This is a genomic window from Streptomyces sp. NPDC093544 (assembly GCF_040683495.1).
Classification (GTDB): domain Bacteria; phylum Actinomycetota; class Actinomycetes; order Streptomycetales; family Streptomycetaceae; genus Streptomyces.
In genome coordinates, this window is record NZ_JBFBEA010000004.1 from 112,122 (window position 1) to 129,490 (window position 17,369).

13 protein-coding genes, 1 tRNA gene and 1 pseudogene are annotated in these 17,369 nt (G+C 70.3%); 6 read left to right on the top strand and 9 right to left on the bottom strand.

Annotated features, from left to right (window positions below):
- Positions 1-114: 114 nt before the first annotated feature.
- On the top strand, positions 115-312 hold the full coding sequence (locus tag AB0N66_RS06715) for a hypothetical protein (RefSeq protein WP_365430248.1): 198 nt from the start codon (positions 115-117) through the stop codon (positions 310-312).
- Positions 313-336: 24 nt separating this feature from the next.
- Here AB0N66_RS06715 and AB0N66_RS06720 read toward each other — a convergent pair.
- Positions 337-528 (bottom strand): annotated as a pseudogene (locus AB0N66_RS06720) (hypothetical protein); the annotation flags it as partial.
- A 402-nt stretch (positions 529-930) separates the two neighbouring features.
- Here AB0N66_RS06720 and AB0N66_RS06725 point away from each other — a divergent pair.
- Both AB0N66_RS06725 and AB0N66_RS06730 read left to right on the top strand, forming a co-directional pair.
- The gene (locus AB0N66_RS06725; RefSeq protein ID WP_365429703.1) at positions 931-1,179 is read left to right on the top strand and encodes a hypothetical protein; all 249 of its coding nucleotides are present in this window, start codon (positions 931-933) and stop codon (positions 1,177-1,179) included.
- 169 nt (positions 1,180-1,348) lie between these two features.
- Positions 1,349-1,531, top strand: coding sequence for a helix-turn-helix transcriptional regulator (locus tag AB0N66_RS06730; RefSeq protein ID WP_365430224.1), 183 nt, complete (start codon positions 1,349-1,351; stop codon positions 1,529-1,531).
- Positions 1,532-1,637: 106 nt separating this feature from the next.
- Here the strand turns inward: AB0N66_RS06730 and AB0N66_RS06735 are convergent, their stop codons facing one another.
- Positions 1,638-2,093 (bottom strand): hypothetical protein, encoded by a 456-nt coding sequence (locus AB0N66_RS06735; RefSeq protein ID WP_365429705.1) that lies wholly within the window; start codon positions 2,091-2,093, stop codon positions 1,638-1,640.
- A gap of 104 nt (positions 2,094-2,197) precedes the next feature.
- On the opposite strand from AB0N66_RS06735, the gene AB0N66_RS06740 reads away from it, so the two are divergent.
- Positions 2,198-4,039, top strand: coding sequence for a translation initiation factor 2 (locus tag AB0N66_RS06740; RefSeq protein ID WP_365429707.1), 1,842 nt, complete (start codon positions 2,198-2,200; stop codon positions 4,037-4,039).
- 22 nt (positions 4,040-4,061) lie between these two features.
- Here AB0N66_RS06740 and AB0N66_RS06745 read toward each other — a convergent pair whose 3' ends face one another.
- Together AB0N66_RS06745 and AB0N66_RS06750 are read right to left on the bottom strand one after the other, a co-directional pair.
- Complete coding sequence (locus AB0N66_RS06745; RefSeq protein WP_365429709.1) at positions 4,062-6,083, bottom strand: NB-ARC domain-containing protein; 2,022 nt, start codon at positions 6,081-6,083, stop codon at positions 4,062-4,064.
- A gap of 348 nt (positions 6,084-6,431) precedes the next feature.
- Positions 6,432-7,268 carry a LysR substrate-binding domain-containing protein gene (locus AB0N66_RS06750; protein WP_365430226.1) on the bottom strand — a complete coding sequence of 279 codons (837 nt, stop codon included), beginning with the start codon at positions 7,266-7,268 and terminating at the stop codon, positions 6,432-6,434.
- A gap of 95 nt (positions 7,269-7,363) precedes the next feature.
- Between AB0N66_RS06750 and AB0N66_RS06755 the strand changes: the two genes are divergently transcribed.
- Positions 7,364-7,858, top strand: a complete 495-nt coding sequence (locus AB0N66_RS06755) for a cupin domain-containing protein (protein WP_365429711.1) — start codon at positions 7,364-7,366, stop codon at positions 7,856-7,858.
- A 164-nt stretch (positions 7,859-8,022) separates the two neighbouring features.
- Positions 8,023-8,385 carry a DoxX family protein gene (locus AB0N66_RS06760; protein WP_365429713.1) on the top strand — a complete coding sequence of 121 codons (363 nt, stop codon included), beginning with the start codon at positions 8,023-8,025 and terminating at the stop codon, positions 8,383-8,385.
- Between the two features lie 546 nt (positions 8,386-8,931).
- Here AB0N66_RS06760 and AB0N66_RS06765 read toward each other — a convergent pair.
- The 5 genes from AB0N66_RS06765 to tmk all read right to left on the bottom strand — a co-directional run bounded on the left by AB0N66_RS06765 (position 8,932) and on the right by tmk (position 17,369).
- Positions 8,932-9,654 (bottom strand): NPP1 family protein, encoded by a 723-nt coding sequence (locus AB0N66_RS06765; protein WP_365430228.1) that lies wholly within the window; start codon positions 9,652-9,654, stop codon positions 8,932-8,934.
- A 976-nt stretch (positions 9,655-10,630) separates the two neighbouring features.
- Positions 10,631-10,704: transfer RNA gene (locus tag AB0N66_RS06770), tRNA-Thr, on the bottom strand.
- A 106-nt stretch (positions 10,705-10,810) separates the two neighbouring features.
- Positions 10,811-12,439 (bottom strand): alpha/beta hydrolase, encoded by a 1,629-nt coding sequence (locus AB0N66_RS06775; RefSeq protein WP_365429715.1) that lies wholly within the window; start codon positions 12,437-12,439, stop codon positions 10,811-10,813.
- Positions 12,440-12,620: 181 nt separating this feature from the next.
- A complete protein-coding gene (locus tag AB0N66_RS06780) occupies positions 12,621-13,826 on the bottom strand; it encodes a DNA polymerase III subunit delta' (protein WP_365429717.1) in 1,206 nt (401 codons plus the stop codon).
- Positions 13,827-13,931: 105 nt separating this feature from the next.
- The gene (gene tmk / locus AB0N66_RS06785) at positions 13,932-17,369 is read right to left on the bottom strand and encodes a dTMP kinase (protein WP_365429719.1); all 3,438 of its coding nucleotides are present in this window, start codon (positions 17,367-17,369) and stop codon (positions 13,932-13,934) included.

Consider the following 17,369-nt stretch of genomic DNA (forward strand, 5'->3'; position numbering starts at 1 on the left):
GGGGCGACGAGCCGCACGCCGCACAATCACCGACGGGTGACGATGCCTACCGGACGGCCTCCGGCGTCCAGAGTCTGGTGAGAGAAGGGACAGATCACACAACACGGGCTCCGCGTGCCTGCCGTAGCTGAAGGTGAGGTGCTCGACGCGCGGTTGGCGGCCCTCCGGGGCGGCGACCTCACCCGGCAGTTGGCGTGGTACCACCGTGGCCCTGCCGACGGAGGGTGCGGGCGCGGCGGCCCGCCCGTGCTGCTCGACCCGGTCGCGGGCCGTGGCCAACGCGCGCTGCTCAGCGTCCGTTCCTCCCAGTAACTGGACCAGGACGTCGAACCGGTCGATGGGCGGAAGCACCTTGCCGGTGAGGTACCACCCGATGCTCCCGTGCGAGCAGGCCGTCCACGCGGCCAACTCCCGGTAGGTCAGCGGAGACTCCCGCCGACGGCGAGCCTGACGGCGACGCAACAGCCGTAGCAGCTCGGCCAGTTGGGCCAGTTGGGCCAGTTGGGCGACGGTCGAGGCCGCCGCCACCGCATGCGGCGTCAGGTCGTCCGGTCCACGCCCCGGCCCCGACCCGAAGTCGGTCCTCAGGTCCGACCCGAAGTCGGTCCTGAGGTCCGTCCCGAAGTCGGTCCTGAGGTCCGTCCCGAAGTCGGTCCCGAAGTCGGTCCCAGCGTCCAGGGTCCTCCTGACACACGCCCACCAGACCTCTCCGACCCGCCGACCCGCCGATCCACCAATCCGGACGTACGATCGAATAGCCTCATGGCGATGATCGAGCGGTCCCTACGACGATGCGGTGCTCAAGTTCGCGATGCTCAGGGGGAGTTGGCCTCTTACCAGCCGCTTTCCGACGTACGGGCCGTGAACGGGCACACGTCACCGCGCACCCTCCGGCGCCTCTTCGCGAGGCAACCTCACAAAGGAGTCCGAATGCCTTCCCTCTCCTGTCTTCGTGCTGCCCTCGCCGGCTCGGCCGTTGCCCTGGCGGCCTTGACCGTGGCTTCTGTGGCGGCCGTCCTGCCGGCCACGGACGCCGCCGCGACCACGCGGGTGCCGGCCCCCGTCGCCACACCGACCACTTCTCCGTCGACCGGCACCGGCGGAGCCGCGGCGACGGACCCGGAAGGCACGAACGCCCGGCTCATGGACCCCACCGACCCGACCGACCCCAACGCCTGACAACTGACCGTCGCCGCGTCCAATCTGTACAACCGTGTCCAAGATTGCGGGCGCGGGGCGCGACCAGGGCCGAACATGGCGCTGTGCGCGTTCCCGCGTCCCCACATGACCTTGAAGTCGGTATGACGCTGAGCAAGGACCGACTGCGACCCGAAGCCTCGCGTCCGGCCTGACCCCGCGTGAGCGGGAGACGCTCGGGCACATCGCCCGCGGCTGCACATACGGACAGGCCGCGCGACGGATGGGGATCAGCCCCGCCACCATCGACACCTACCTCCAACGGATCCGCGAGAAGAGCGGCCTCTCCACCATGGCCGACCTGATCCGACTCGCGGTCACGCTGAACCTCTGAGGCGCTCACCCGACTCTGCTCAGGTGCCAGCACGAGCAGAGTCGGGTGAGCGCGCCACCTCCGCGCCACCTCCGCGTCGTCGAGTCGCGGCGGAGATGGCGCAAGGTCACCGCGACCGGCAGCACTCCTGCGCCACCGAGACGAAGGCCAGCTTCGCGCGCTTGAGTTCGTCAGGCTTCTCATGGCGGCGCAGACAGTCGATGAGGTGCTGCGCCGCGGCGGCGGCATCCGGCGGACCTTCCAGGAGCACCCCGCCCAAGGCGCGTTGCAGTAGAACGTCGTCGTCGGCCTGGCCCCGGCCGTTTCGCTCGGTGAGGATCCTGGCCTCTGCGGCTCCGAGGAACTCCGCGTAGGTCTGGCGACGGAGGGCGAGCTCGCGGTGGTCGGACTCACCGCGAAGCGTCATGCGAACCGATTCGAGCAGCGCGTCCGCCTGACGGTCTCCCGCGTGCCGTGCCGCAGCGGCCTGCCGGATGCCTGCACCGCGCCCGTACCAGCCGGTCACCACGCTGCCCGCGATCGCCGATCCCGCGGCGATCAGTGCGATTCCCCAGTCACTCATGCCGCCATCCTCGCGATCCCCACGCCATGCCACACCGCCCTTGCCGAATGTGCGGTGTGGATCACTCTCGGCGACCTTCGAACAGCACGCGATAGGATCGGATCATGTCGCCCGACGACGCGAACGAACCTACCCCGACCTGCGGAAACAGCTGTTTCCGCCCGCCGCTTCCAGGTAAACTGCATAGTTACGGCGACGGGCGACGGGCGACGGGCGACGGGCGACGGGCGACGGGCGACGGGCGACGGGCGACGGGCGACGGGCGAGCGGTGCTGTTCGCGGCCAGGTCGGCGGTGGCCCTGTATCGCCTGCTCGACGTTCTCCCCATTTTTTCTGGTGACGACCGGATCACCCGCCTCTTCACTCTCGTCCCCGGCTCCGACTTCGGAACCGACGCTCTCTCCGCGATCGACGTCCTTGGAGGCCGTACGGTGCCGTGGAGCGAAGCGTGCGGTCGTACGTACGACCTGGTCGTGGCCGCGAGTCCGAAGGGTGACCTGGGGCTGCTGCGCGGCCCGCACGTCCTCCTGCCGCACGGCGCCGGCTTCAACAAGGCGATCCCCGGCGAGGGTTCGGCCGACTCGGCATCCGGGCTGGACCCGGCGTATCTGCGAAGGACCGGCCACCACGACGCTCCGATAGCGCTGCACGCCCTTGCCCACCCCGATCAGGTCGCCAGGCTGGCCGCCACGAACCCGCGGGCCGCCCGGCAGGCGAAGGTGATCGGCGATCTCACTCTGGAACGCGTCCTTGCCTCGACGCCGCTACGCGACCGCTACCGGGCCGCGTTGGGCACCGGGGCCCGCAAGCTGCTGGTCCTGGCCTCCACCTGGGGGCCCGAGTCCCTCATCCGGCAGCACCCCGGACTGCCCGCCCTACTCGCGAGCCAACTACCCCATGATGAGTACCAGTTGGCTCTCGTGGTCCATCCCAATGAGCGCGACCTGCTCGGGACGTACGAGCTGACCGAACGCCTGGCGCCCGCCCTCGACGCGGGAATGATCCTGCCGGATCCGCACGAGGAGTGGGCCTCCGTCCTGATAGCCGCCGACGCCCTGGTGACCGACCACGGATCTGCCGCCCTGTACTACTGCGCCGCCCAGGACCGCCCCGTCGTGAGCGTTTACCGAGGCGGCGGCGAACTGATCCCCAACAGCCCGATGGGCGAACTGCTGCACCGGATACCGCAGTTGGGGAGCGCCGAGGATATCGCCGACGCGCTACGGGCGTACCCGCCGGGCTTCGGACAGGCCGCCGCCCAGGCCGCGTTCGCGCCCCCCGGTGATGCCGTGAACCGCCTGCGCACCGAGGTGTACGCGCTGCTCGGTCTCGCACCCCCCGCCCACGACGTCACCCCCCGGCCGCTGCCCCTGCCCGCGCCCGCCACCCGTGTCCCCGCGGCGTTCGACGTCCACGTGGAGACCAGCGCAGCCGGCATCCGGGTCACCCGGCACCCGGCCGGCACCGGGCTGCCCGGCCACCACCTGGCCGTGGAGCACGGCGCCGCCGGCGAACAATTCGCCCGCTCCGCAGGCCTGTTGTACCGTCGCCCACTCCAGGCGTCCGCCGCCCCCGTCGACCTGGCCTGGACAGCCGACGGCTGGACCCGGCACGCCCTGTCCACCTACCCGGGCTGCCGTTCCGCCGCGGCGCTGCTGCCGTCCGGCGCGTGCCTGCTCAGAGTGCGCGGTCACGAGCAGCCGTACGCCGTCCAGGTCGAACCGCGCTCCGAAGAGGGCCGGATCGTACGGATCGACCCGGCCGTCTCGCTGTCTGCCGTACACGCCCGGCTGGTCTCCCCCCGGCCCGCCCCGGATAGCCGCACCGTGCCGGACAGCCGCACCGTGCCGGACAGCCACACCGTGCTGAACTGCCTTGTCGGAGAACGGACTTTCCGTATCACCCTCCGTCAGGCCACGGACACCGAAGCAACGCAGGTGGTCTAGGGGGTGTCGTTTGGACCACTCCCTAGACCAGGCCGTTGCGCCGCCGGAGGGTCCGGGCCGTCGTACGGTGTGCCTCGGCCTCCGTCAGGCGCCCCTCGGCAGTGTCCAGGTCCGCGAGCGCGTCGTGGACGCGGGCCAGATCGAAGCCGGAGCGCCGCCTGCCTGCCCGCCCGAGCGACTCCTCGTACAGCACGCGGGCCTCGTCCGGCCGGCCGAGCTGGTGAAGGACGCCGGCGAGGGCGAACGCCGTGCGTCCGACCAGCCTTTCGCGGTTCTTCATCGCCACGAACCCGGAGTGGGCCTCGGACAACAGCTGCTGCGCGCTCTCCAGGTCACCCACCTTCGCGCTCGCCTCGCCCATCCGATAGGTCTGAAGCAGGATGCCGTACGGGTTGGGGATCGCCCGGTGCAGGCCACGGGAGCCGGTGAAGTCGTCCAGGGCAGAACTCCACTCACCCCGCGCGGCCTTGAGCATGCCGCGGTGCTCGACGGCCGACGCGGCGAGCTTGCGGTCCCGTTCGGAGCCGCCCAGCAGCTCAACGGCGGACATCGCGCTGTCGATCTGGACCCCGGCCTCGTCCAGCTCTCCCGACTCCCACAGGGGCCTTGCCAGTTGGCAGCGCGTGCGCACCAGCCATCCCGCGTTCCCTCCGTGCCGGACCGCCGAGTCGACGGCGCGCCGGAAGGCCTCGACGACCTCGGACTGGTGGGGGTGATCCAGCGCATGCGTCCACACGGCCTCGGACAGGGCCACGACCTCGGGGTCCATCCCACGGGCGTGAGCCAGGCGCGAACACGCGAACACCACATGACGTTCCTCGTACAGCCAGTGGGCCGCATGTCCGGAGCGTTCAGCCCTGGCTTCGTCGTCCACGGCCGCTTCCGGATCCTCCAGCGGAACGTCCGGCACACCGGGAACCGGGTCGAGAATGTCCACGACGGTCAGCCGGCGGCCGGCGGTGAACCGGTCGGCCAGCTGAGCCTGCCGCACGAACCAACGCAGCAGCCTGACCTGTGCCTCGGCCACCTCCCCGTCCGTCACCTCCCGGCGGGAGCGGCGTAGGGCGTGTGCGCGCAGCGGTCCGAGCAGCCTCATCTGACCGGCTTCCGTCATCGACAGCAGACGCAGGTCCAGTAACCCGGCCGTGTGCAGCTCCTCCAGGGCGTCCTGGCAGACCTCCGGCCCCAGTCCCGAGAGCGCAGTGGCGGAATGGAGCGTGAACGTCCCGCCGGGATGGTGCGGAAGCAACCGGTAGAGCAGGGCCGCCGGACGGGACAGACCGGCGTAGGCCGCGTCCCAGAACGGCTCCACGCCGGACACGCCCTTCTCGTCCAACTCCGCCCGGAGATCGGCGAGAAGACGGGAGAGCGGACGCAACTGGTGCGCGCGCACCCACTGGGCCGCCACATGCAGCGCCGCGGGCAGACCCTCGCACAACCGGACCACCGCCCGCGCCGCCTCCGGGTCGGCTGCCAGCCGGTTGTCACGGACGATCCGCTCCAACAGCTCTGTCGCCGCCCGCTCGTCCAACGGCGACAGCGGCACATCCTCCACGGCGCCGGCTTCGAACTCGTGGAGCGGACCCTGGCTCGTGACGACCACCACGCTGCCGCCCGACGCCGGAAGCAGGGGGACAACCTCCGAGGTGTAGCGCGCATTGTCCAGCAAGAGGATCAGTTTCGCCTCGGATGTCCTGTTCCAGTACTGCGTGCACCGGGCCGCGTACTGGGCCTCCACCTTGTCCGGCTCCACGTCGAGGGAGTTCAGCAACCGGGAGAGCACATCACCGGGGTCCAGCCTGCCGTCCACCCGGAAGTCGTCGAGGTCGACGGACAACACACCATCGGGGAAAGGGAAACTGTCGCGCAGAGTGCGGGCTATCCGGTTGGCCAGCTCCGTCTTCCCCAGCCCTGTCGGCGCGCGCAGCACCAGGACCGGTGGGCGGGAACGACTACGCCATTCCGTCACGGCGCGCACGGCACGTTCCTGCTCGGCGTCGCGGTTGACGAAGTTCAGCGGCTCCGGCGGAAGTTCGACCCTCACACTGCCCCCTCGATCATCCACAGTGCCCTGCCCGCACTGCCCGACGATCATGCACTCTAGAGACTTTCACCGCCTGGTGTCCGGCGTCCCCGGAGACCCGAAAGCCCCGCACCCTCAACACGGGCGGCAAGCAACTCCCACGGCCCGGTCGAAAACCTCACCCTCGTCAGGCGTCGCCATGTGGGCAAGTGCCCGCAGCAGCAGGGACACCTCGTCGAAGGTGATGTCCGGGCGGGCGGCCCCCGGCGGCCTGGGCGCGTGCGAGTGCCACACCAACGGCGTCGCGGAAGCCGTCGGCCGCCGCGTTCGAGACGTTCACGAGCTGCGGCAGCACCGTTTGCCCGGTACTCAGTGACGGTACGCGGCTGTCGCGATCTCGATGAACGACCGGATCAACGGGTTGGTGTCACCCTCGTTCCACACCGCCACCACTCGGCTTGGCGCCATGTCGATCAGCGGCACCACGGTCAGCTCTGCGGGCAGGTCGTGCCCGAGCGGGGCCACGCCGACCGTGCCGTTCCACAGCACGGCCTGCAGGCATTCCTGGACGACGCGCACCACCGGGCCCTCGCGTGGCTCGCCGCCGTTCCAGTACGACTGCCAGATCGGGTCGGTTCCCCGCGGAAACTGGAACCAACGGCGGTCGCCCAGGTCGGCCAGTTGCAGCCGCCCGCGGCTGGCCAGCGCATCGTCCGCGCGCAGAACCACGCCCACCGGATCGGTACGCAGCTCACGCACCGTCAGGGCGGTCTCGTCGAACGGCGCCCGAGTCAGGGCGACGTCCACCAGTCCGGCGCGCAGCCCGCAGGTCGGGTCGGTCAGGTCGGTGTCGCGGATGCGGATGTCGATGCCGGGGTGGCTTCGGCGGTAAGCAGCGGCCAGCCTGGTCGCTCCCGGGTCAGTGCTGTCGCCCAGGATGCCGACGGTGAGGGTCGCGACGCCGGCCGCCGCGCTCACGCGTACGCGGAGGCGGTCGGCCTGGTCGAGCAAGGCCCGCGCCTCATCGAGCAGCACTGCGCCCACCGAGGTGAGCGTGACGCCGACAGACGAGCGGGCGAACAGCAGGGCACCGAGCTCGGTCTCCAGCTGCTTGATCGCCCGACTCAACGGCGGCTGGCTCATGTGCAGTCGAGTGGCGGCCCGGCCGAAGTGGAGTTCCTCGGCGACCATCACGAAGTAGCGCAGGGTACGTAGCTCCACGCTGCAACGATACGTAAAAGGTATCGGCGTCGCGGAAGGGGTCTTGGACAGTCGCGGGGCCCTGGCGGTGCACTCGGAGCATGACCGAAGAAGCGAACAGCAGCGCATCGCAGGCCGACCCCGCCGTATCGGTGGTCGGTCCCGACGACGGCGAGACGATCGTCATGGGCACCACGCGGATGCGCGTCCTCGAAGACGGCAGCCACACCGGGCACCGCCTCGCGATCACCGAGTCCGTCCTCGCCCCGCACACCCCCGGACCGCCGCAGCACCGTCACGCCCAGCACGACGAGGGCTTCTACGTCGTCTCCGGCACGGTCCGGTTCACCGTCGGGCACAAGGGCTACGACGTCACAGCGGGCGCGCTCGTGATGGTCCCGCCCGGTGCCCCACACACCTTCGCCAACGTCACCGACCAACCCGCCGTCATGCTCAGCACCTTCACCCCCGACCTGTACGTGCAGTACTTCCGGGACCTCCAAGCCGTGATGGACGGCGGCCGGCCACTGACGCCACAGGCCGGCGCCCACGCGATGAGCCGCTACGCGACCGAACCCGCCGCCGACTTCACCTGAAGCCGACGGGATGCCACCGCCCGGCTGTCCTCCATCTGACCAGCGCGGCCGGGGCGCTCCCACCTTTCAACTTCCGGGTCGTTCAGACACTGGCTCGGGCCTTCTCCAGGGGTTGCCCCGGGAATCGACAGGTCACCTGCAAGCGGTGACCGTGAACGGGACTCATGAACATCGCGTATTGGATCGTCGCCGGACTGCTCGCCCTCTTCTACCTCTACGCGGGCGCGTTGAAGGTCGTCCGTGGCCGAGATCAACTCCGCCCGATGATGGCCTGGGTCGATCGCGTACCCCTGCCCGCCGTCAGGGCGCTGGGGACGATCGAGATACTCGGCGCGACCGGGCTGATCCTGCCACCCCTGTCCGGCATCGCACCCTGGCTCGCACTGGCCGCGGCCATCGGGTTCGTGCTCCTGCAGATCGGTGCGATCTCCGTCCACCTGACCGGCGAGGACCGTCAGATCACACTCAACGTCGGGCTCCTCGCAACCGCGACCGTGATCATCTGGCCGGCCACCACCTGGCTGTGATCGAAGACAGTTCCCGACCGGCGGATGCGACTGCGCGCCGGCCGCCCCACGGCCGCGGTCATTCCCCCTGAACATCGAACACGCCGCCAGCCGTGTGCCGCCGGGTGACGCATACATCTCCCGTCGCCACTCGTGGACGACGGGAGATGAACTCCCGTACGCCGGAGGCCGTCCGGCAGGCTGTCGAGGCGCCCGCGGCAGATCAGCCGGGACCGTTCACCGGGCTGTAGCAGCCAAGGACAGCGATCGAAATCGGGTGACGCGAGCGGCCGCGGCCCCGGACCACCAGGGTGTGTCCGCGCCGTCCCGAGGAGCGGACGGTGACCCTTGCGTCCCTGGCCGACCGCAGCACCGTAGCGAACACCGGGCCAAGCACGCCCAGAAACACGACGACGGCCTGCACAACCCCAACGGGGCCGTGCGGCCGTAGTCACGAAGGCCCTCGCGGATCCACCAACAGTGTCCGTCGTTCGGACGGGTCCCACGGGGGGCGGGTCGAGGGAATGATCGGGGAAGTATCGGGGAAGTTCGGAGCGCTTGCTCCGGCTACGCGTTGGGGTCGAACGGGATGCCGGCGGGCTCGGTCAGGGAGAGGTTGTACTGGAAGTCGCCGTCGTCGATCTTCAGCGTGGCGTCACCGAAGTTGGCGCTGATCAGCTTGTCGCGGTAGCCGGCCGGGTAGCCGTTCCAGCCGACCAACCGCGGGTAGAACCAGCCGCCGGTGGCGTTCTCCGGCGGCTCGTCACCGGTGTTGGCGAAGCGGAAGTCGTGGGACCCGATCGAGTCCTTGTGGTAGACGATCTTCGGGTGCGTTCCGTCGAAGAGGATCGAGGAAGCGGGGAGGAGTTGGTAGGTGTCGTGCTGCGACACCGCCACGTATTGGACAGCGTTGTTGTAGGTCCAGACCACGACGTGCTCCCAGTCATGGGTGTGCCCGATGGGCAGCACGTCGACGTCCTGGTCCTTCTCGAAGTAGCTGGCGTACATGACCGCGCACCAACCGTTGTTGCACTTCTCGCGGGAGTACGTGTTGTCGTTGTTGAGCTGGGCCATGTCGTGGCAGTTGCCGTTCACGGCCCCGCCGAGCGACAGGCCCGTGTTGATGCTGCCGTCGGCGCCGATGGCAGCGGTGGAGTAGCAGCCGTCGGCGTCGAAGTCGTAGGCCGGGGCGAACGTCTGCTCCAGACCGTCGGCGTTCTGCGGCAGAGCCGTGAGGACGTTAGCACTCGCGGTGCCCGGTACGACCAGGACCAGGGCGGCGGCGCCCATGACGGTCGCGATCGCGGACCGGCGGAGCGACCGTCCCCGGCGCTCGGGGCGGGGCGCGGCTTCCCCTGGATCCTGCTCGGGGTTCACCGTCGATGACAGCTTGTAACGCACACCGGGCTCCTCAACATCAGCGGGGTGAGCAAGGCCCCTCGCCCGGGATACCTTGCGTCAAGATCAATGGATTCCGTGCGAAGAAAAGAGAAACACCTGCCGTATCGGAGGGGTCCTTTTCATTCACCATGAGCACGTCATCCACTTGGTGCGGCGTTAAAGTACCCCGAGCGGATGCCGAGGGCAAGAGAAATTTCCGGGTAAATTAATTCCCCGAATACGCCATTACGGATATTCCCGAATCGGAAGCGACGATACGTGCGAAGCTCATCGCATATGACCAGGTCACACATGATCCGGCGGTTCGAGGACGGACCAAGCGGAGTGGGTTGGCAAGGCGGCGCTCCAACGGCTCAACCCTCAAAGAGAATACACAGGCACCGCTCACCGACATTGCGTGGAAGCATAGAGCGAAGCTGCCATCCTGTGAGAATTCAATGTCCCATGGATGAGCAATTGACGGCAATCGGAAAGAGAACGGACTGAGGCCAACCTTCCCGCCGACCCCGCCCTGCCGTCTGCCTGTCTGCCTGTCTGTCTGCCTGTCTGAGTCGGAGCAGCTGGGCGAGCGCCTGGCGGCCGGCCAACTCTGGGAGGAGAACGGCCTGGTGTTCTGCCGGCAGAACGGGCGACCCATCGATCCCCGGCAGGACCGGGACGAGTACAAGGACATCCTCGCGGCGGCCGGACTACGGGACGCGCGCGATGCACGACGGCCGGCACACCGCGGGCACGCTGATGATCGAGCCCGGCATCGAACCCCAATCGGGCGGACAGCAGCGCCCCCGCTCACCGGCCGCACGGTGCGCAATGAACAAGCAAAAGCCCCAGGTCACGGCGAGTGAGAATCCTGGGGCTTCTACAGAGCCGCCTTCGGGATTCGAACCCGAGACCTACGCATTACGAGTGCGTTGCTCTGGCCATCTGAGCTAAGGCGGCGCGCCGTTCACACCATGGTGCGATCAGCAACGCCGGTAAGTCTACACAGTTTCCGAGGGTGCTCAGAACACGTCCCAGGAGGTCGCCCCCAGGGCGTGCGGCAGGGCTACGAGCAGCGCTTTCCCTTGGCAGAGGGGGTGCCCTGGAGGAGGTAACGATCGATCGTGGAGTCGATGCATTCGCTGCCGCGGCCGTAGGCGGTGTGGCCGTCTCCGACGTAGGTGAGGAGGGTGGCGGAGGAGAGCTGGGAGGCGAGGCCCTGGGCCCAGGGGTACGGGGTCGCGGGGTCCCGGGTGGTGCCGACCACGAGGATCGGGGCGGCGCCCTTCGCCTCGATGCGGTGGGGTTCGCCGGTCGGTTTCACCGGCCAGTACGCACAGTTCAGGGAGGCCCAGGCCAGACCCTCCCCGAAGACGGGGGACGCCTCCTCGAAGGAGGGGAGAGCCTTCTCCACCTGGTCGGGGCGGGAGAAGGCGGAAGGGAGATCGAGGCAGTTCACGGCAGCGTTGGAGTACATCAGGTTCGTGTACCTGCCGTCGGCGTCGCGCTCGTAGTAGCTGTCGGAGAGGGAGAGCAGACCCGCGCCGTCCTTCTCCTTCATCGCCGAGGTGAGAGCCTCGCGCAGCTGCGGCCAGGCCGACTCGTCGTACATCGCCGCGATCACACCCGTCGTCGCGAGCGCCTCGCCGAGCTCGCGGCCGTCCGCGTCACCCGCCGGGATCGGGTTCGCGTCGAGCTGCTGGAAGAAGGCCTTGAGGTTCTTGCCGACCTGGTCCGCGCTGGTACCCACACCGCCCAGCGGGCAGTCGCTCTGACGTACGCAGTCCTTCGCGAACGACTGAAAAGCCGTCTCGAACCCCGCCGTCTGCCCCTCGGTCAGCTTGCGGGCGCTGAGCGACGGATCCATCGCGCCGTCCAGGACCAGCCGGCCCACCCGGTCGGGAAAGAGCCCGGCATACGTCGCCCCGAGGAACGTTCCGTACGACGCCCCGACGTACGTCAGCTTCTTGTCGCCCAGCACGGCCCGCAGCATGTCCATGTCGCGAGCCGTCTCCACCGTGGAGACATGCCTCAGCAGATCGGCCGAGCGCTGCCCGCACCCCTCGGCGAACTGCTTGTAGGCGTCGACCAGTTGGTCCGTCTCCTTCTCGTCGTCGGGTGTGCTGTCCGTTTGCGTGTACGTGTCCATCTCACGGCCGGTGAGACACTCCACCGGCTCGCTCCGGGCCACGCCTCGCGGGTCGACGGCGACCATGTCGTAGCGGGCGCGGACCTCCGCCGGGTAGCCGATACCGGCGTACGCCTGGAGATAGCCGACCGCCGAGCCGCCCGGCCCGCCCGGGTTGACCAGCAGCGAACCGAGACGCTTCCCCGGGCCCGTGGCCTTCTTCCGGGAGACAGCCAGCCTGATGTCGCCCGAAGCCGGCTTGGCGTAGTCGAGGGGCGCCTTCATCGTGGCGCACTCGAATCCGGGCACACCGCAGGTACGCCACGTCAGCTTCTGCCCGTAGTACGGCGCCAGCGTCGACGGCGTGGAACTGGGCAGCGCGTCCAGCACCGCGTCCGCTGTCGACGCCGTGGTCGAACTCCCCGAGGAACAGGCCGAGACGAGCAGCGCGGTGGCGGCCAGCAGCACGCCGCTCACGCGGAGGGTCCGGGACGGCGTGCCGGACGTCGTAGGGGAACTGATCGACCGGCCGGACCGGGCCGGCCGAGGAGTGCGCCTGATGTACATCTCGCGAGCGTAACCTTGCGCGATCAATTGATCACCATCAGTTGCTGATGCGCCTCGTACGAGTGACGCGGTCAACCAGTCACGCAGGCCAGGCGGGCATCACCGGCTACCCGGACCTCGCCGACCTCAGCGGTAGCGCGCGGAGGAACGATGACCTGGAGCCCTGAAAGCCCGGACGCCGTCAGCCCGCCCGCAACGCCATCGTCATCGCCTCCACCGCGAGCAGCGGGGCCACATTGCGGTCGAGGGCGTCGCGGCAGCCGGCGATCGCGTCGATGCGGCGCAGGGTCGCCTCCGGTGAGCTGCCGCGGGCCAGCCGCTCCAGGGTGTCCTCGGCCTCCGTGTTGGCGAGGGCCAAACGGGAGCCGAACTGGAGGGCGAGGACGTCGCGGTAGAACCCGGTGAGGTCGATCAGGGCCAGGTCCAGTGCGTCGCGCTGCGTCCGCGTTCTTCGGCGCTTCTGGTTGTCCTCCAGCTCCTTCATGACACCCGCGGTACCGCGGGGCATGCGGCCGCCCTGGACCGCGCCGAGGGCCGTCTTCATCTCCTCGGTCTCCTTGACGTCGACTTCCTCGGCGAGCTGCTTGGCGTCCTCGGACGCCGTGTCGATCAGCTCCTGGGCCGCCTTGAGGCAGCCGCCGATGTCGTCGATCCGGAGCGGGAGCTTGAGGACGGCGGCCCGCCGTTCGCGGGCGCGAGGATCCGTGGCGAGGCGACGGGCCCGCCCGATGTGGCCCTGCGTCGCGCGGGCGGCCACCGCCGCCACGCCGGGCTCGATGCCGTCACGGCGTACAAGGATGTCGGCGACCGCGTCCACGGGCGGGGTGCGCAGGATGAGGAGGCGGCAGCGGGAGCGGATGGTGGGCAGGACGTCCTCGATGGAGGGGGCGCAAAGGAGCCAGACCGTACGAGGGGCGGGTTCCTCCACGGCCTTCAGCAGGACGTTGCCCGCGCCCTCCGTGAGGCGGTCGGCATCCTCCAGGACGATGACCTGCCAGCGGCCGGTCGCCGGGGACAACTGGGCGCGCCGGACCAGGTCGCGGGTCTCCTTCACGCCGATGGAGAGCATGTCGGTGCGGACGATCTGCACGTCGGCGTGGGTGCCGATCAGGCTGGTGTGGCAGCCGTCGCAGAAGCCGCAGCCGGGGATTCCGCCCAGTGCGCGGTCGGGGCTCACGCACTGGAGCGCGGCCGCGAACGCCCGCGCCGCCGTGGAGCGGCCCGAGCCGGGCGGGCCCGTGAACAGCCAGGCGTGCGTCATCTTGGACGCCTCGGGCGGCGGGGTGCCCGAGGCGATCGCCGTGACGAGGGTGTCGGCGTCGCGGGCAGCGGCGGCGAGCTGCTCGCTCACCTTCTCCTGGCCCACCAGGTCGTCCCACACGGGCATGGGGCACCGCCCTTCCGTCGTACTTCGCCCTACCGCGTCCATTGTGCGGGTCGCCACTGACAACGCGTCCCCGGGCCGAGGACGAGCGGCGGCGACCGCCGGATTTCAGCGGCGGCGGCCGCCCTTGCCCCGCTCCTCGTCCCAGTCGTCGTCCTCATGGTCACGCGGGCCCAGCAGTTCGTCCGCAAGCGTCGGGAGATCGTCGAGCGGCGTCTCCTCCGCCCAGTCGGGGCGAGGGCGTCGACGCGGGGTGCCCTCGGCGTCGACCTGGGGCAGTTCGCGCGTACGGTCCGTGGAATCGTCGGACGGCTGCGCCTGGCGCTCGTCACGGAAGTAGCCCGGGGGCACCCGATCCCCAGGATCACCCGTGGAACTGCCGCCCGCACCCGCATCCCGAACCGGGGGCAACACAGCCGTCTCATCCGCCGCACCCGCGTCCCGAACCGGAGGCAGCACAGCCGTCTCGTCAGCCCCACCTGAAGTGACCGGAGGCAACACAGCCGTCTCATCCGCCGCACCCGCGTCCCGAACCGGAGGCAGCACAGCGGTCTCATCCGCCGCACCCGGAGCGACCGGACGCAGCACAGCCGTCTTCTCCGCATCCCTTTCAGGAACGGGCGGCTTCGGCAACTTGGCCGTCTCCTCGGCGTCGGACCGGGCCCCGGAACGGCCACCCGCCCCGGAGCCGGACCGCGCACCACCCGGACGACCCTCATCAGCCCGCACAGGCCGCAGCACCGCCGTGTCGTCCACGGCCCCAGCCGATCCACCCGACGGCGCCACGACCGGCGTAGCCACGGTCGTCTCATTGTCGGCAGAAGGCGATGACGAGGCAGACGATGACGGAGCAGAAGCCGACCCGGAACCATCAGCGGGCCGGGAGTCCTCAGCCGCACGAGAAGCCACAGCCACAGCCTCAGCCTCAGCTGCTGCCGAAGCCGCAGCCGCTGCCGCCGCCGAAGCAGCCGCCTCCGCAGCCCCCCTCCGAGCCTCCTCCGCCCGCAGCAACGCCTCCTCGGCCTTCCGCTGCTTCTCCAGGCGGCGCTCCTCCGCCTCGGCGCGCAGTCGCGCCTCCTCGGCGGCCAGCTTGCGCAGACGCTCCTGCTCGACGGCCCGTGCCTGCTCCTCCGCGAGCTTGCGGGCCCGCTCCTCCTCGGCCCGGCGGCGGGCCTCCTCGGCACGCTGCCGGGCCTCCTCCGCCTGGCGCTCGGCCTCGCGCCGCTGAGCCTCCTCCAGCTCCCGCTGCTTGCGCTCCTCTTCCTCCGCGCGCAACCGGGCGAGCTGCTCCTGGCGCTCGCGCTCCTGGCGCTCCTCCTCGGCCTTGCGTGCGGCCTCCTCCTCGGCCTTCCGCCGGGCCTCTTCCTCGGCCGCCTTGCGGGCCTCTTCCTGGGCCTTCACCTCGGCTTCGGAGAGGGGCAGCAGCGTGTCGAGCCGGTGCCGGACGACGGTGGTGACCGCCTCCGGCTCCTGCGCGGCGTCGACGACGAGGTACCGCCCCGGGTCGGCGGCGGCCAGCGTCAGGAAACCGGAGCGCACGCGCGCGTGGAACTCGGCCGGCTCCGACTCCAGTCGGTCCGGCGCCTCCGTGAACCGCTCACGCGCCGCATCCGGAGAGACATCCAGCAGCACCGTCAGATGCGGTACCAGCCCGTCCGTGGCCCACCGTGAGATCCGCGCGATCTCGGTCGGCGACAGATCACGGCCCGCTCCCTGGTACGCCACCGAGGAGTCGATGTACCGGTCCGAGATGACGACGGCGCCCCGCTCCAACGCGGGTCGCACCACCGTATCGACGTGTTCCGCGCGGTCGGCGGCGTACAGCAGTGCCTCCGCCCGGTTCGAAAGACCGGCCGACGACACATCCAGCAGGATCGACCGCAGCCGCTTGCCCACCGGCGTGGCGCCCGGCTCCCGGGTCACCACGACCTCGTGGCCCTTGGCGCGGATCCACTCGGCGAGCGCCTCCGCCTGGGTCGACTTCCCGGCCCCGTCACCGCCCTCCAGGGCGATGAAGAACCCGGAGAGGGCCGGTGCCTGCACCGGATCGTCGCCGCCCCGCAGCGCGTCCCGCAGATCGTGCCGCAACGGCACCCCGGAGCGGTCGTCGGCCTTGGAGAGCACCAGGGCGGCGACCGGCAGCAGCAGCGCGCCGACCAGCATCAGCGTGAAAGCGGCGCCCCCGTGCGCGAACACGAACTTGCCGCTCTCCAGGCGGTGCGGACCGATCGCGGCGGCCACCAGGGGTGCCACCAACGCGCCGAGCGCCACGAACAGACGTACGACAGCGTGCAGGTGTTCGGTCGCCCGTGCCCGCCGGTAGTCCTCGGACTCCTGGTCGAGCAGCGCGTGCCCGGTGTTGGCCGCGACGCCCGCGCCGATGCCCGCGAGGCCGACGATCAGCAGCACGCTGGTGACATCCGGGACCAGCCCGGCGGCCAGCAGCGCGACGCCGGTGAAGGCGATCGCCAGCGCGAGCAGCCTCCGCCGCGACAGCGTCGGCAACACGGAAGAGGCCGCCCGGATGCCGATGACGACACCGCCGGTCAGCGCCAGCACCAGCAGCCCGTACGTCACCGGTCCGCCGCCCAGGTCCTTGGCGTGCAGCACGGAGACGGCGACGGCGGCCGAGATTGCCGCGGCGACGGCGGCGCAGGCCAGGACCAGCAGCGGAATCGCGCCCGTACGGCCCGTGTCGACGACCGCGCCCGTCTTGGGGCGGCGCAGGCCCTCCAGCGGCGACCGCGCGCGCGGGGTGCGTGCGTCGGGCAGTTCGAGGAACGTGAGCACCGACAGCGAGGCGGCGAACAGCCCCGCGGCGACGTACGAGGCCAGCGCCGCCTGGTGCTGGCCGAACCAGTCGATCCCGGTGCCCAGCAGGTTGTTGACGAGGGACACGAGGACGAGCGTGGCGGCCGCGATCGGCACCGCCAGGAATCCCGTACGCAGCGACAGGCGCCGCAGCGCGTCCAGGTGGTCCGGCAGCGGGCGCACCGTGGCGCCCTCCAGTGGCGGCGCGGGCAGCAGCGCCGGCGCCGCGCTCTCCCGGCACACCGTCCAGAATCGCTCGGCGACACCGGTCACGAAGGCGACGACGAGGATGGCGGCGAGCGCGTCGTCCGGCGTCCAGTCGATCCACAGGGGCGCGACGATCAGGAGCGCGGCCCGCAGACCGTCCGCCCCGACCATGGTCCAGCGCCGGTCGAGCAGCCCCTCCTGGGACGTCAACGAGGTGAGCGGACCCAGGAGTACGGCTCCGAAGAGCAGCGTCGCGAGAACCCGTGCCCCGAATACAGCCGCCACCGCGAGGGCGACTCCGCGGTAGCCACCGCCGAAGGAACCCTCGGAGATCGCCGCCTGCAGGGCCAGGACGACCAGGACCAGCAGGGCCAGGGCGTCACCGACACCGCCCACGAGCTGGGCGCTCCACAGCCGTTTCAGCTGTGGCTGGCGCAGCAGAGCGCGCACGGCGCGCTCGCGGGAATCTGCGACCAGGGCGTCGTCGGGGGCCGGATTGTGGGCCGTTGGCTGCTCGGCTCGCGTCAT

What these genes read in the sequence shown, in the direction of transcription:
- AB0N66_RS06725 (WP_365429703.1), top strand. Translation starts at nt 931, where the DNA reads ATGCCTTCCCTCTCCTGTCTTCGTGCTGCCCTCGCCGGCTCGGCCGTT.
- AB0N66_RS06735 (WP_365429705.1), bottom strand. Translation starts at nt 2,093, where the DNA reads ATGAGTGACTGGGGAATCGCACTGATCGCCGCGGGATCGGCGATCGCG.
- AB0N66_RS06740 (WP_365429707.1), top strand. Translation starts at nt 2,198, where the DNA reads ATGTCGCCCGACGACGCGAACGAACCTACCCCGACCTGCGGAAACAGC.
- AB0N66_RS06755 (WP_365429711.1), top strand. Translation starts at nt 7,364, where the DNA reads ATGACCGAAGAAGCGAACAGCAGCGCATCGCAGGCCGACCCCGCCGTA.
- AB0N66_RS06760 (WP_365429713.1), top strand. Translation starts at nt 8,023, where the DNA reads ATGAACATCGCGTATTGGATCGTCGCCGGACTGCTCGCCCTCTTCTAC.
- AB0N66_RS06765 (WP_365430228.1), bottom strand. Translation starts at nt 9,654, where the DNA reads ATGGGCGCCGCCGCCCTGGTCCTGGTCGTACCGGGCACCGCGAGTGCT.
- AB0N66_RS06775 (WP_365429715.1), bottom strand. Translation starts at nt 12,439, where the DNA reads ATGTACATCAGGCGCACTCCTCGGCCGGCCCGGTCCGGCCGGTCGATC.
- AB0N66_RS06780 (WP_365429717.1), bottom strand. Translation starts at nt 13,826, where the DNA reads ATGCCCGTGTGGGACGACCTGGTGGGCCAGGAGAAGGTGAGCGAGCAG.
- tmk (WP_365429719.1), bottom strand. Translation starts at nt 17,369, where the DNA reads ATGACGCGAGCCGAGCAGCCAACGGCCCACAATCCGGCCCCCGACGAC.